This window comes from Noviluteimonas lactosilytica (assembly GCF_020866925.1).
GTDB lineage: Bacteria > Pseudomonadota > Gammaproteobacteria > Xanthomonadales > Xanthomonadaceae > Noviluteimonas > Noviluteimonas lactosilytica.
Window position 1 is genome coordinate 1,183,705 of sequence record NZ_JAJGAK010000001.1, and the last position, 13,126, is coordinate 1,196,830.

At 68.0% G+C, this 13,126-nt stretch carries 12 protein-coding genes; 4 read left to right on the forward strand and 8 right to left on the reverse strand.

Annotated elements, in window-relative coordinates; all coding sequences use genetic code 11:
* Positions 1-7: 7 nt before the first annotated feature.
* From LK996_RS05755 to LK996_RS05765, 3 genes are all read right to left on the reverse strand, one after another.
* Positions 8-388, reverse strand: coding sequence for an H-NS histone family protein (locus LK996_RS05755; RefSeq protein WP_230526168.1), 381 nt, complete (start codon positions 386-388; stop codon positions 8-10).
* Positions 389-420: 32 nt separating this feature from the next.
* Positions 421-2,118, reverse strand: coding sequence for a proline--tRNA ligase (locus tag LK996_RS05760; RefSeq protein ID WP_230526169.1), 1,698 nt, complete (start codon positions 2,116-2,118; stop codon positions 421-423).
* 91 nt (positions 2,119-2,209) lie between these two features.
* Positions 2,210-2,701, reverse strand: a complete 492-nt coding sequence (locus LK996_RS05765; protein ID WP_230526170.1) for a DUF4124 domain-containing protein — start codon at positions 2,699-2,701, stop codon at positions 2,210-2,212.
* Positions 2,702-2,791: 90 nt separating this feature from the next.
* Between LK996_RS05765 and pssA the strand changes: the two genes are divergently transcribed.
* Genes pssA through rimI form a run of 3 tightly spaced genes read left to right on the forward strand, consistent with a single transcriptional unit; the run spans position 2,792 to position 4,292 of the window.
* Positions 2,792-3,559 (forward strand): CDP-diacylglycerol--serine O-phosphatidyltransferase, encoded by a 768-nt coding sequence (gene pssA, locus LK996_RS05770; protein ID WP_255656393.1) that lies wholly within the window; start codon positions 2,792-2,794, stop codon positions 3,557-3,559.
* Entirely contained in the window at positions 3,556-3,810 is a 255-nt protein-coding gene (locus tag LK996_RS05775; RefSeq protein WP_230526171.1) for a hypothetical protein, read from the forward strand. Before pssA ends, LK996_RS05775 begins: the two co-directional genes overlap by 4 nt.
* Positions 3,807-4,292 (forward strand): ribosomal protein S18-alanine N-acetyltransferase, encoded by a 486-nt coding sequence (gene rimI / locus LK996_RS05780; protein WP_230526172.1) that lies wholly within the window; start codon positions 3,807-3,809, stop codon positions 4,290-4,292. The genes LK996_RS05775 and rimI overlap by 4 nt, the downstream gene beginning before the upstream one ends.
* Here the strand turns inward: rimI and LK996_RS05785 are convergent.
* On the reverse strand, positions 4,223-4,864 hold the full coding sequence (locus LK996_RS05785) for an alpha-ketoglutarate-dependent dioxygenase AlkB family protein (protein WP_230526173.1): 642 nt from the start codon (positions 4,862-4,864) through the stop codon (positions 4,223-4,225). The two genes, rimI and LK996_RS05785, sit on opposite strands and share 70 nt — an antisense overlap.
* A gap of 35 nt (positions 4,865-4,899) precedes the next feature.
* On the opposite strand from LK996_RS05785, the gene LK996_RS05790 reads away from it, so the two are divergent.
* Positions 4,900-6,522: an electron transfer flavoprotein-ubiquinone oxidoreductase gene (locus LK996_RS05790; protein ID WP_230526174.1), complete on the forward strand. Its 1,623-nt coding sequence runs from the start codon at positions 4,900-4,902 to the stop codon at positions 6,520-6,522.
* A gap of 90 nt (positions 6,523-6,612) precedes the next feature.
* Here the strand turns inward: LK996_RS05790 and LK996_RS05795 are convergent, their stop codons facing one another.
* The 4 genes from LK996_RS05795 to LK996_RS05810 form a co-directional block, all read right to left on the reverse strand.
* Positions 6,613-9,000 carry an FG-GAP-like repeat-containing protein gene (locus LK996_RS05795; RefSeq protein WP_230526175.1) on the reverse strand — a complete coding sequence of 796 codons (2,388 nt, stop codon included), beginning with the start codon at positions 8,998-9,000 and terminating at the stop codon, positions 6,613-6,615.
* 134 nt (positions 9,001-9,134) lie between these two features.
* On the reverse strand, positions 9,135-11,567 hold the full coding sequence (locus tag LK996_RS05800) for an FG-GAP-like repeat-containing protein (RefSeq protein WP_230526176.1): 2,433 nt from the start codon (positions 11,565-11,567) through the stop codon (positions 9,135-9,137).
* 145 nt (positions 11,568-11,712) lie between these two features.
* Complete coding sequence (locus LK996_RS05805; protein WP_230526177.1) at positions 11,713-12,345, reverse strand: CoA transferase subunit B; 633 nt, start codon at positions 12,343-12,345, stop codon at positions 11,713-11,715.
* A complete protein-coding gene (locus LK996_RS05810; protein ID WP_230526178.1) occupies positions 12,345-13,055 on the reverse strand; it encodes a CoA transferase subunit A in 711 nt (236 codons plus the stop codon). The genes LK996_RS05805 and LK996_RS05810 overlap by 1 nt, the downstream gene beginning before the upstream one ends.
* Positions 13,056-13,126 lie beyond the last annotated feature (71 nt).

A 13,126-nucleotide genomic window follows, 5' to 3' on the forward strand; every position in this document is an offset into this window, starting at 1 on the left:
GCGGGGATCACTTGATCAGGAAGTCTTCGAGCTTCTTTCCGCCGGCGATCTGCGTCGCCATCCACTTCGGCTGCTGGCCGCGGCCGGCCCAGGTTTCCGACGGGTTCTGCGGATTGCGGTACTTCGGGGCGACCTTGCCTAGCTTGTAGCCCTTGGTCGACTTGCGCGCGGCGGTCTTCGCGACGCCATTGCCCTTCGATGCCGCCGGCGCCGGTGCGCCACCGAACAACTCCGCGATCGAATAGCCCTCCGCGCGCGCGAGCGCGGTGAGCTTCTTGCGCACCAGCGCGATCGGCTTGCGCTTGCTCAAGGTCGTGCGGCGCTTCTTCGCCTGCGCGATGAGCGACTCGAGTTCCTTGGCCGACAGGCCGCTGAGATCGATGGACATGAAGCGTTCCTCCGCAAGGTGAAGGGTGGGCGTCAGCCGCGCAGCTTCGCGAACAAGGCGTCGCGATCGAGCTGCTCGGCGTCGGATGCCGTGCGCGCACGATACTCGAACGTCCCCGCGGCCAGGCCGCGTTCGGACACGACCACCCGGTGCGGGAGCCCGATCAGCTCGATGTCGGCGAACATCTGACCCGGACGCAGGCCGCGATCGTCGAGCACCGCGTCGATGCCGGCCGCATTGAGCTCGCGGTACAGCGTTTCGGCGGCGGCGGCGACGGTCGCGTCGTTCTTCGGATTGATCATGCAGACCGCGACCTGCCACGGGGCCATCGCGTCCGGCCAGACGATGCCGTTCGCGTCGTGGTTCTGCTCGATCGCCGCGGCGACGATGCGCGAAACACCGATGCCGTAGCAGCCCATCGCCGGCGTCACCGCCTTGCCGGCCATGTCGAGCACGGTGCACTTCATCGCTTCGGCGTACTTGCGGCCGAGCTGGAACACGTGGCCGACCTCGATGCCGCGCGCGATGCCGAGCGTGCCCTGCCCGTCCGGCGATGCGTCGCCGGCGACGACGTTGCGCACGTCGGCGACGATGTCGGCGTCGGCCAGGTCGCGACCCCAGTTGACGCCCGCGACGTGGAAGCCGTTCTCGTTGGCGCCGACGACGAAGTCGGCCATCGCGTCGACGCTGCGGTCGGCGACGATGCGAATCGGCTTTCGCGGATCCAGCGGGCCGAGGAAGCCCGGTTCCGCGCCGAGGTGTTCGAGGATTTCCGCTTCGGTGGCGAGGCGATAGTCCGCGAGGCCCGCAAGCTTGGAGAGCTTGACCTCGTTGACGACGTGGTCGCCGCGCACGAGCACCAGCACGAAGCCATCGTCGCCCCACACCGCAACGGATTTCACCGTGCGATCGAGCCCGATGCCCATCAACGCGGCGACGTCTTCGCACGTCTTCTGCGTCGGCGTGTCCACCTTGCGCAGCGCTTCGGCCGCCGGCGCGCGCGCGCCCGGCGCGATTGCCTCGGCGAGTTCGACATTGGCCGCGTACTCCGAGCCGTCGGAGAAGGCGATCGCGTCCTCGCCCGAATCGGCGAGCACGTGGAATTCGTGCGACGCGCTGCCGCCGATCGCGCCGGTGTCGGCGAACACCGCGCGGAACTTCAGCCCCAGGCGCGTGAAGATGCGCGTGTAGGTGTCGTACATGTTGCGGTACTCGTCGCCGAGCGACGCATCGTCGACATGGAACGAGTACGCGTCCTTCATCAGGAATTCGCGCGCGCGCATCACGCCGAAGCGCGGGCGGATCTCGTCGCGGAACTTCGTCTGGATCTGGTAGAAGTTCACCGGCAGCTGCTTGTAGCTCGACAACTCGTTGCGCGCGAAGTCGGTGATGACCTCTTCGTGCGTCGGGCCGTAGCAGTACTCGGCGTCCTTGCGGTCGCGAATCTTGAGCAGCTGGCCGCCGAACTTCTGCCAGCGCCCCGTCTCTTCCCACAACTCGCGCGGCTGGATCGACGGCATCAGCAGTTCGATCGCGCCGGCGCGATTCATTTCTTCGCGCACGACGGATTCGACCTTGCGCAGCACGCGCAGGCCCAGCGGGCTCCACGTGTACAGGCCGGCGGCGAGCTTGCGGATCATGCCCGCGCGGAGCATCAGCTGGTGGCTGACGACTTCGGCGTCGGCGGGCGTTTCCTTGACGGTGCGGAGATGGAACTGCGACAGGCGCATCGGGGGCTTCGAGGGGGAATGACGGACAGAACGGGCATTCTGCCACGGGATCCGCCCCTGCCCCCGGCGCCTGCCCGGGACCGCACGCGCGTCAGTTGCTGCAGTTGGCCTGGACGGCGAGCTGCATGTTCTCGGTTTCCTTCTGGCGCTGCGCGGCGTCGAGGACGGCGTCGTTCTTGCCGTCGCCGTCGTTGTCGACCGCGACGCCGTAGCTGTCCTTGAGGATCTTGAGGTTGGCCTGCGCCTGCTTGCAGGATTCGGCGCGCTGCTTTTCGCGCGCGGCGACCGCGGCCGGATCGATGGCGGCGGCCACGGCGGCGTTCGTCGAAGGTGCGGCGGGCGCGACCTTCGGGGCCGCGTTGGCGACCGGCACCGGCGTCACCGGGACGGGGTCCGGGCGGAACTCCTTCGTCTGCGTGCCCTTCGGCGGCGGCGTGTCGGAGTAGTGGGTGACGCCTTTCGCGTCCTTCCACGTGTACACCGCTTGCGCGAAGGCGGGCAGGCACGCCACGAGGACGATGCACCCGAGCACGAGCGTTCCCGGAACGAGGCGGGGCGGAACATCGATTTTCCAACCAGGCATGTCGGCGCTCCCTTGCGGACTCGGCGCCGATTGCAGCACTGCCCAACGGGCCGCGCAAGCGCCCGGCGTCGCAAGCGCTACACTCGTCGCATGGAGCCCATCGAAACAGCGCGGCCGCGACCGCGCGGCATCTACCTGCTGCCCAACCTGTTCACGACCGGCGGCCTGTTCGGGGGGTTCTTCGCGATCATCGCCGCCGCCCAGGGCAAGTTCGAGCCGGCGTGCATCGCCATCTTCGTCGCCGCCGTGCTGGACGGCGTGGACGGTCGCGTGGCGCGGATGACCAACACGCAGAGCGAGTTCGGCGTGCAGTACGACTCGCTGGCCGACCTCGTCAGCTTCGGCATGGCGCCGGCGCTGGTGATGTACCACTGGGCGTTGTCGGCGATGAAGCTCGACGGTGCGATGTTCGGCAAGGTCGGCTGGCTCGTCGCGTTCCTGTATGCCGCGTGCGCGGCGTTGCGCCTGGCGCGCTTCAACAGCCAGGTCGCGCAGGTCGACAAGCGCTGGTTCATCGGCCTGGCCAGTCCGGCCGCGGCGGGGCTCGTCGCGAGTTTCGTGTGGACGTGCCACGACCTCGGCCTGAGCGGAAGCGAGCTGCGTTACGCCGCGGCCGCGGTCACGATCGTGGCCGCGCTGCTGATGGTGAGCCGCGTTCGCTACAACAGCTTCAAGGGCAGCGGCCAGGGCGCGAGCGCGGAGCGCGTGCCGTTCGCCGCGATCGTTGTCGCCGTCGCGGTGTTGATCGCGTTGTGGATCGATCCGCCGCGCGTGTTGCTCGCGGCGACGGCGTTGTATGCGGTCTCGGGTCCGCTGCTGTGGTTCCGCCGCCGCAAGATCGCGAACGTGCCCGGATGAGCGACGCGCGCGCAACGTGGGACGACTACCAGCGCGAGATGCTCCACGCGCTCGGGCATGTCGTCTACGTCGCGGTGGGCGACGAACCGCCGCCCGACACGCCGCTCACGCAGGCGCTCGCGCGCGTGGCGAAGACCGATCTCGCCGGCTTGCCGCGCCTGCCCGACCTGGATTCGCTGCGCAAACCCGCGGCCAAGCGCGCGCTGTGGCCCGCGTTGCGCGCGTTGCGCAAACAGGCGTCGCGTCCATGAGCGCCGTCGCCGTCGACAGCCTGCCGGCACCGTCGCTGCGCCCGATGCGCGAAGCCGACCTGCCCGAGGTCATGGCGATCGAGCAGCGCGCGTACGAATTCCCGTGGACGCAGGGCGTGTTCCGCGATTGCCTGCTCGCGAACCATCCGGCGTGGGTGCTCGTGCAGGACGGCGAATTGCTCGCCTATGCGGTGATCAGCGTCGCCGCCGGCGAAGCGCACGTGCTGAACCTGTGCACGTCGCCCGACATGCAGGGTCGCGGACACGGGCGCCGCCTGTTGCGCGCGATCCTCCAACTGGCGCGCGGGCGCGGCGCGCAGCGCGTGTTCCTCGAAGTGCGACCGTCGAACAAACCCGCGATCGCGCTCTACCACGACGAAGGATTCAACGAGATCGGACGTCGGCCGCGGTATTACCCGGCGCGCGACGGGCGCGAGGATGCGTTGGTGATGGCGCTGGAGTTGCTGGTCGACGAAGACTGACGCACGTTGCGGAACGTCAGGTTGATGCGCGGCCCCACCGCGCGCGCCGTCGGCGGCACCGCATGCAACCAGTTGCGTTGCGTCGCGCCCGCCATCACCAGCAGGCTGCCGTGCGTGAGATCGAGGCCGAGCGACCGCTTGCCGTTGCGCTCGCGCATGCGGAAGCGCCGCGTGTCGCCCAGGCTGATCGATGCGATCAAGGGTTCGGGGCCGAGTTCGGGTTCGCTGTCGCGATGGAAGCCGAGGCGGTCGGCGCCGTCGCGGTACAGGTTCGCGAGCGCGCTGTTGAAGGGCGCGTCGAGTTCGCGCTGCAGCCGTTCGCGGATCGGCGCCAGCGCGTCGGGCCACGGGTGCGGCTCGAACAGCGTGCCCGAATAGCGGTACGCGACATCGCCCATCCAGCAGCTCAGCCGCGGTGCGTCGAGCGTGCGCCCGTACACGGTGATGCGGTGGCGTTCCCACGGCAGGCCCTCGCGCAGCGCCTCGAAGAGCGCATGCCCCTCCCCCGCCGCCAGCCAGTCCGGGTCGAACGCGAGGCGCGCACCCGGCAGTTCGATCGCCTCCAACGCCATGCGCCGTAGAATGGCGCGATTCCCCGGAGGCCGCCATGACCGAACAAGAACGCGACGTGATGGAGTACGACGTCGTCACCGTGGGCGCGGGTCCCGCGGGCCTGGCCTTCGCGATCCGCCTGAAGCAGTTGAACCCCGACATCTCGGTGTGCGTGATCGAGAAGGCCTCGACCATCGGCGCGCACATCCTGTCGGGCGCGGTGATCGAACCCGGTCCGCTCGACGCGCTGCTGCCGGGCTGGCGCGACAACCCGCCGCCGATCTGCGTGCCCGTCACGCACGACGAGTTCCATTTCCTGACGAAGACCGGCGCGACGAAGGTGATCGTGCCGCCGCAGATGCACAACAAGGGCAACTTCATCGTCAGCCTCGGTGCGTTGTGCGCGTGGCTCGCGCCGCAGGCCGAAGCGCTCGGCGTGGAGATCTACCCCGGCTTCGCCGCGAGCGAAACGCTGCACGACGAAGACGGCCGCGTCGCCGGCGTGCGCATCGGCGACATGGGCATCGCGAAGGACGGCACCCACAAGCCCGGTTACACGCAGGGCATCGACATCCGCGCGAAGGTCACCGTGCTCGCCGAAGGCGCGCGCGGCCATCTCACCAAGCGTCTGATCAAGCGCTTCGATCTCGCGCGCGGCAAGGATCCGCAGGGCTATTCGATCGGCATCAAGGAACTCTGGCAGGTGCCTGAAGAACGCACGTCGCCCGGCAAGGTCGTGCATTCGCTCGGCTGGCCGCTGGACACGAACACCTACGGCGGCAGCTTCCTGTATCACCTGGACAAGGGCCGCATCGCGCTCGGCTACATCAGCGGGCTCGATTACAAGGATCCGGAATTCAAGCCGTGGGAAGCCTTCCAGCAGTGGAAGAACCACCCGAGCGTGAAGCCGCTGCTCGAAGGCGGCAGCATCGTGTCGGCCGGCGCGCGCGCGATCGTCACCGGCGGTTTCCAATCGCTGCCGACCGTCGAAATGCCCGGCGCGCTGCTGATCGGCGACACCGCGGGCACGCTCAACGTGCCGAAGATCAAGGGCACGCACCAGGCGATGAAGTCGGCGATGCACGCGGCCGAGCATCTCGCTGCGTCCGATCTTTCGCCGGAGGGCTTCGACGCGAAGCTGCGGAACTCGGACGTGATGCACGAGCTGCGCCGCGTCCGCAACATCAAGCCCGGCTTCAAGAAGGGCATGTGGTTCGGCCTGTTCAACGCGGCGTGGGAAACGGTGACGCTCGGCCTGTCGCCGTGGACGCTGAAGAACAAGGCGGACTGGAATTCGCTCGACAAGGTCGGCGCGCACGAAGCGCCGAAGTACGACTACGTGCAGCGCGAACTCGCCCCGCGCGACCGTCTCGCCGGCGTGTACTTCGCCGCGACCGAACACGACGAAGACCAGCCGGTGCACCTCGTCGTGCACGATCCGAGCGTGTGCGTCACCCGCTGCGCCGCCGAGTACGACAATCCGTGCACGCGCTTCTGCCCGGCCGGCGTGTACGAGATCGTCGACGATCCGGAGGGTCCGGCGAACACCGGCAAGCGCCTGCAGATCAACGCCGCCAACTGCGTGCACTGCAAGACGTGCGACATCAAGGATCCGTACGAGATCATCACCTGGGTCACGCCGGAAGGCGGCGCGGGGCCGAACTACCAGAACCTCTGACGCAGCGATCCTCGAACGAAAGATCGGTAACGAAAAAGGCCGGGCGTCGAAACGCCCGGCCTTTTCGTTTTTCTGCAGCGATCCCGTGGATCAGCCGGACGGCGTCCAGATCAGCGCGACCGAGCTGATGTGCTGCTGGCTCTGCCCGCTGGGGACGAGCCAGATCGCATTCGCACCGTTGCTCGAGTTGCGCCACAGGATGTCGTCGCGACCATCGCCGTTGAAGTCGCCGAGGCCGATCACGTTCCACACGAGGGGCAGCGAAGGAACCGCGCGCTGCGTCGTCGCGTTGCCGTTCAACCACAGCGTGTTGCCGCTGGTGTTGAGGTTGCGCCACAGGATGTCGGCGCGGTTGTCGTTGTCGAAGTCGCCGATCGCCGCGACCGACCAGCCGGACGTCGTCAACGAGGTGACGTACATCTGCGTGTTGGCGTTGGCCGACAGCCACACCGTGTTGGCGCCGTTGATCGTGTGGCGCCACATGATGTCGTCGCGACCGTCGGCATTGAAGTCGCCGACGCCGACCGGCTGCCATTCCAGCTGCGCCGAATTCAGCCACTGGCCCATCGCCGAACTGCCCCGGCGCCAGAGGACGTTGCCGCCCGTCTGCGTGTTGCGCCAGAAGATGTCGTCGCGACCGTCGCCGTCGAAATCGCCGATGCCGGCCACCTGGAACGGCGGCGCCAGCGTGGCGATCGACATCGGCAGCGAGCCGTTGCCCTGGCGCCAGATGGTCTGCTGCCCGGTGATCGTGTTGCGCCACAGGATGTCGGAGCGACGATCGCCGTCGAAGTCGCCGACGCCCTGGATGTCCCACGCCTTGTTGGGAACCGTGGGCATGCCCATCGGCGTGCCGCCGTTGCCCGACAGCCAGGCCGTATTGGCGCCGGTGCCGTGGTTGCGCCACACGATGTCGCCGCGACCGTCGCCGTTGAAGTCGCCACGAATCCAGTTGCCGCCGATCGGTGCGCGACGCGCGCGGAAGTTCGCGACGGCCGGCATCATCTCGTTGAGCGAGCGCACGTTGTCCGCCGTCGTCGGTTCGCCGCAGGCATTGCCGCCGCACACGGTGATGCTGGGGTTGGCGAAGACCAGGTAGCCCGGTTGCGCCGCCGAACTGCGCTGCGCCATGACGGTGTAGAAGTCGCCCTGCGGACCGGATGCCCGGTAACCGAACGAATAGGGCGAGCGACCGTACTCGTCCGGATCCAGCACGTTGCCGTCTGAATTCGAGTCGTCGGTGCCGGCGGCGGTCGGGATGTCGTGCTGCTGGCCCATGAGGTGGCCGAGTTCGTGCGCGAGGTAGTCGTCGCGGCAGATCACGGCGTTGTCCGGGGTGCCGTTGCTGTCGCTCACGACCGAGAACGCGAACGGCGCATCGGACGCATCGATCGCGGTCTGCATGCCGCCGATCAGCCACGCGGTGCCGCAGCTCGTGTTCTCGGGGTTGTTGAACACGCGCACGAGCGACACGAGGTCCGCGCCGTATTGCTCGCGCAGGGTGGCCAGCGGTGCGAGCGCCGCCGGACGCGCCGCCGTCGAACACGTCACGCCGCGGTTGGGGAGGCGAAGCTGGCCCGGCGTGGCGCCGACGCAGGTCACGCCGGTGAGTTCGAACAGCGCGGTTTCGTTCGACGTGTTGTCGGGATAGGTCACCTGCTGCGTCTTCACCAGTCGAATCGCGCCCTGCGCATTGCTGGAGGCGAGCGCGGTGTTCGCGATGTCGACGAGGTGGTTCAGGCGCGTGACCGCCTGCGAATCGCCACCCATGAACGCGACGTAGCCATTGGTGTAGCCGATGAGGAGATCGACGGTCGTGGCACCGATCGCGGCCTGCGCACTGCTCGTGCGCGGCACGGTGAGCGACTTGCGCTTCACCGCTTCGACGGCTTCCTGCACGGGCGCTTCGACGGCCGCGTACGCATCCTGCACGTTCGGTTCCGGCGCGAGCTTAGACGCATCGACGTCGGCCATGTAGGTGCGGCCGGCGAGGGTCGTGAGATTGAAGCCCTGCCCGCCCGGAGTGCGGATCGACGCGAACACGGCCTTCGGGCCGAACGTCACGACCGCCTTCGCATCGGGCTGGCCGTCGACATTGCCGACCCAGGTCCAGTTGCCGTCGTCGTGTTCGACGTGCGATTCGTATTTCAGGCGCACCGGCACGCCGGACGGCGTGGGCATCGTCATCTCGCCTTCGGCGATCGCGGCGCGCGCATGCGCTTCGCTCACGCGCACCGGAAGGAACGTGGTCGCACCGCGATGCACGACCTGGGCGGAGTCGTCGAGCGCGGCGAACGCGTTACCGGGAAGTGAAGCGGCCGCGACGGACGAGACGCCTTTCGCGACGAGTGGTTGTGAACCCGATGGGGTGCGCGCCGTGTCGGACACTCCCCCGAGGCGATTCGATTGGCCGGTTTCCTGCGTGCAACCCGCGAGGAGACCGCCGGCGATCGCCAATGCCAGCAAACTGATGCGCATGTCAGTGACCCTTCCCTGTCCTGTCAGAAAGAGCCAGCTGTATGAACCTCCGGGAATCGAGGCCGCGTGAACATCCCGCGGCCCCGTGGTCCGGTTTGCCTCACGCAATGCTTACGCGAGGCGCTTCCAATGCATCACGGCACGACGAACCAGCCGCTCGCGTAGGTGCCGGCGCCGGCCGGATAGCTGCCCGGCGTCGTGGTCGTGGCGCCGAAACCGGTGCCGTTGCCGAGCCACATGCGCACGTCGCGGTTGGCGCTCGTCCAGGCGACATCGAGCTTGCCGTCGCCGTTGTAGTCGCCGAGGGCCGCGACGTTGTAGCTCGCTCCCATCGTGGCGAAGCCGATGCGCGTGCGCGCATAACCGTTCATCACCCAGTAGCTGAAGTTGTTCGAAGCGATCTTGTTCGAACGGCTGATGATGTCGTCCTTGCCGTCGCCGTCGACGTCGCCGGCGCCCGCGTACTGCCAGCCATCGGCGAAGCTGCCGGCGAACGCGGGGTACGTGCCCGGCGTCGCGGACGTCGCGCCGAAGCTCGTGCCGTTGCCGAACCAGAGGCGCACGTCGCGGCCCGCGACGAACACCAGGTCGAGCTTGCCGTCGCCGTTGAAGTCGCCGAGGCCCGACAGGACCTGGCTCAGGCCCATCGTCGCGGTGCCGGTGCGCACGCGCGTGGCGCCGTTCTGGATCCAGTACATGACGTTGTTCGACGCGAGCGTCGGGTTGCGGAACACGATGTCGGACTTGCCGTCGCCATCGATGTCGCCCGCGCCCACGATCTTCCAGCCGGCGGCGTAGTTGGCCACGCCCGTGGGGAAGGTGCCGGGCGTCGTCGGCGTTCCGCCCCAGCCGGAGCCGTTGCCGAACCAGATGCGAACGTCGCGGTTCACGCTCGTCCAGACGATGTCGAGCTTGCCGTCGCCGTTGAAGTCGCCGGTCGCCGCGATCGAGTAGCTCGTTCCGAGCGTCGTGGCGCTCGAGCCGGTCGTCGTCGGGCCGTTCTTCAGCCAGTACCAGACGTTGGTGGTGGAAATGCTGCCGTTGCGCAGCAGGATGTCGGACTTGCCGTCGCCGTTGACGTCGTTGCGCGTCAGCGCGCGCGGTTGGATCGAACCGTAGAACGAGGCGATCATGGGGATCGTCTGTCCGAGGCTCTTCGCGTTGTCGTCGTTGGGCGTGCCGCACACCTGCCCTTCGCAGATGCTGATGCGCGGATTGGAATACACGCGCACGGCTTCCTGCCCGTCGCCATAGGCCATGATCGTGTAGAACTGCGCCGTCTTGTAACCGAACGAATACGCGAATCGGCCGTATTCGTCGGCCGACAGCGTACCGTCGCCCGCCGCGGTCTGACGGTCGTGCGCCGAGCCCATGTTGTGCGCGACTTCGTGGGCGAAGGTTTCGTCGCGGCAGTAGTAACCGCCGTCGCTGCCACCCACCAGGCCTGCGGAATCGCTCACGACGGACACGGCGGCATACCGGTCGGCCATGCCGATCGCGACCTGGCCACCACCGAGCAGCCATGCGATGCCGCAGCCTTCGTTCTCGGGCTCGTTGAACTGGCGCACGAGCACCATCAGGTCGCCGCGGTAGGTCACGCGCGCGTTGGCCAGCGGCTGCAACGTGGCGGGAACCGGTGCATCGTGGCAATCGAGGTTGCCGTTGGTCGTTTCGGTGCACGCCACGCCGGTGAGTTCGCGCAGCGCGGTCTCGTTGTCGGTCGCATCCGGATAGTTGACCGCGACCGAACGCACCATGCGCACGCGGCCCACGACCTGGCTGTTGGTGAAGGCCTGGTTGGTGACGTCGACGAGATAGGTCAGTCGCGTGTTCGCCTGCGACGTGCCGCCAAGGTCGAGCGCGAACTTGTTGGTGTAACCGATCACGACGTCGACGGTCGCCGCTTCCGGCACGGCGCCCTGTGCGGTGAGCTGCTGCGGCTGCGCGGCGGCGAGCGACATCACCTTGTCGCGCGCGCCGGCGAGCGCGGGCGGCACGACGGCATCGCGTCCCTTCCACTTGCGGGCGGACGCGTGGAGCAGCGGATTGGTTTCCATCACGAACGTGCGCCCCTTCACCGAGGTGATGGCCAGGGGCGGCTTGTTGCCGTTGGGCACCGAGCCGAACACGGCGTCGGGGCCGAAGGTGATGATGGCTTCGGTGCCCGGGCGCGCGCCCTCGGGGCGGCCGATCCAGGTCCAGTTGCCGTCCTCGTGCTCGACGTGGCGGTCGTAGCGCAGGCGGATCGGCGTGCCGTCGGGCGACTGCAGCGCCAGGGTGCCGGAGACGATCGCGCCCATCGCATGCGCTTCGCTCAGCGCCACCTCGTGCCAGGTGTAAGCGCTGCGCTTGATCGGCGTGGCGCCGGTATAGGCGAGCAAGTGACCGCTGTCGGCGAGGCCGGCGATCGGGCGCGGCACGCCGCGTTGCAATGCAGAGGTCGTCGCGTGCGTGGCGTTCGTCGAGGCGTTGCCTTGACCGGCGAGTCCATTGCCGGTGGAGGGCGCGTCGGGTGCAGCGCAAGCCGCCAGGGCCAAGGCGCTGGCGATGAGCAGAGGAAGGCGCATTCGTTGGTTCCCGATGTAGTTGGATTGACGCTGCGAACCGTGGGAGACGGCCCCCTGAAGCAGCGTGCGCGGGACACTCCGGTCCCACGCAACTACAGCATTATCCCGATGCATGACGGGACGCAACCCATCCCGCCTGTCGTGTTCAGGAATTGCGAATCGGAACCCCGGTTTTCTCCGCCAGCTCGGCCTGGGTCACGCCCGGGGCGAGTTCGACGAGCACGAGACCGTCGGGCGTCACGTCCAGCACCGCGAGTTCGGTGATCACGCGATTCACCACGCCAACACCGGTCAACGGCAGCGTGCATTGCGGCAGCAGCTTGTGTTCGCCGCCCTTCGCGGTGTGCTCCATGAGCACGACCACGCGCTTGACGCCGGCGACCAGGTCCATCGCGCCGCCCATGCCCTTCACCATCTTGCCGGGCACCATCCAGTTCGCGAGGTCGCCCTGGTCGGTGACTTGCATCGCGCCGAGGATCGCGAGGTCGATGTGGCCGCCGCGGATCATCGCGAACGAATCGTGGCTGCCGAAGTAGCTCGCGCCCGCGCGTGCGGTGACGGTCTGCTTGCCGGCGTTGATCAGGTCGGGGTCGACTTCGGCATCGAGCGGGAACGGGCCGATGCCGAGCAATCCGTTCTCAGATTGCAGCCACACGTCCATGCCTTCGGGAATGAAGTTGGCCACGAGCGTCGGCAGGCCGATGCCGAGGTTGACGTACGCGCCGTCGGTGAGTTCCTGCGCGGCGCGCTGCGCCATCTGGTCGCGGGTCCAGGCCATCACATGCCTCCCTGGCGGACGGTGCGCTGTTCGATGCGCTTTTCGGGCGTCGCGTTCACGACGATGCGGTCGACGTAGATACCGGGCAGGTGCACGTGGTCGGGATCGATGTCGCCGATTTCGACGAGCTGTTCGACTTCCGCGACGCACGTCTTGCCGGCCATCGCGCACGCGGGGTTGAAGTTGCGCGCGGTCTTGCGGAACACGAGGTTGCCGGCCTTGTCGGCCTTCCACGCCTTCACCAGCGAGACGTCGGCGCGCAGCGCGGTTTCCAGCACGTAGTGGTGGCCGTCGAACTCGCGCGTTTCCTTGCCTTCGGCGACGACGGTGCCGTAACCCGTGCGGGTGAAGAAGGCGGGGATGCCGGCGCCGCCGGCGCGCAGGCGCTCTGCGAGCGTGCCCTGCGGGTTGAACTCGAGCTCGAGTTCGCCCGAGAGGAACTGGCGCTCGAATTCCTTGTTCTCGCCGACGTACGACGAAATCATCTTGTGGATCTGGCGGGTCGTGAGCAGCTGGCCGAGGCCGAAGCCGTCGACGCCGGCGTTGTTCGAGATGACCGTGAGGCCCTTCACGCCCGTGTCGCGGAGGGCCGCGATGAGGGCTTCGGGGATGCCGCACAGGCCGAACCCACCGACCGCGAGCGTCTGTCCGTCGGCGACGAGGTCGGCCAGCGCCGTGGCCGCGTCGCGGAATACCTTGTTGCCGGCCATGGGGCCTCCGATGCAAAGAGCGTGAAGTCTAGCGCCTGCGGCGCCGCGGCCCCATCCGACTTTCGTCCCCC

Coding starts and splice junctions, on each gene's coding strand:
- LK996_RS05800 (WP_230526176.1), bottom strand. CDS start 11,567: ATGCGCCTTCCTCTGCTCATCGCCAGCGCCTTGGCCCTGGCGGCTTGC.
- LK996_RS05810 (WP_230526178.1), bottom strand. CDS start 13,055: ATGGCCGGCAACAAGGTATTCCGCGACGCGGCCACGGCGCTGGCCGAC.
- LK996_RS05785 (WP_230526173.1), bottom strand. CDS start 4,864: ATGGCGTTGGAGGCGATCGAACTGCCGGGTGCGCGCCTCGCGTTCGAC.
- LK996_RS05805 (WP_230526177.1), bottom strand. CDS start 12,345: ATGGCCTGGACCCGCGACCAGATGGCGCAGCGCGCCGCGCAGGAACTC.
- LK996_RS05755 (WP_230526168.1), bottom strand. CDS start 388: ATGTCCATCGATCTCAGCGGCCTGTCGGCCAAGGAACTCGAGTCGCTC.
- LK996_RS05765 (WP_230526170.1), bottom strand. CDS start 2,701: ATGCCTGGTTGGAAAATCGATGTTCCGCCCCGCCTCGTTCCGGGAACG.
- LK996_RS05795 (WP_230526175.1), bottom strand. CDS start 9,000: ATGCGCATCAGTTTGCTGGCATTGGCGATCGCCGGCGGTCTCCTCGCG.
- LK996_RS05790 (WP_230526174.1), top strand. CDS start 4,900: ATGACCGAACAAGAACGCGACGTGATGGAGTACGACGTCGTCACCGTG.
- rimI (WP_230526172.1), top strand. CDS start 3,807: ATGAGCGCCGTCGCCGTCGACAGCCTGCCGGCACCGTCGCTGCGCCCG.
- LK996_RS05775 (WP_230526171.1), top strand. CDS start 3,556: ATGAGCGACGCGCGCGCAACGTGGGACGACTACCAGCGCGAGATGCTC.
- pssA (WP_255656393.1), top strand. CDS start 2,792: ATGGAGCCCATCGAAACAGCGCGGCCGCGACCGCGCGGCATCTACCTG.
- LK996_RS05760 (WP_230526169.1), bottom strand. CDS start 2,118: ATGCGCCTGTCGCAGTTCCATCTCCGCACCGTCAAGGAAACGCCCGCC.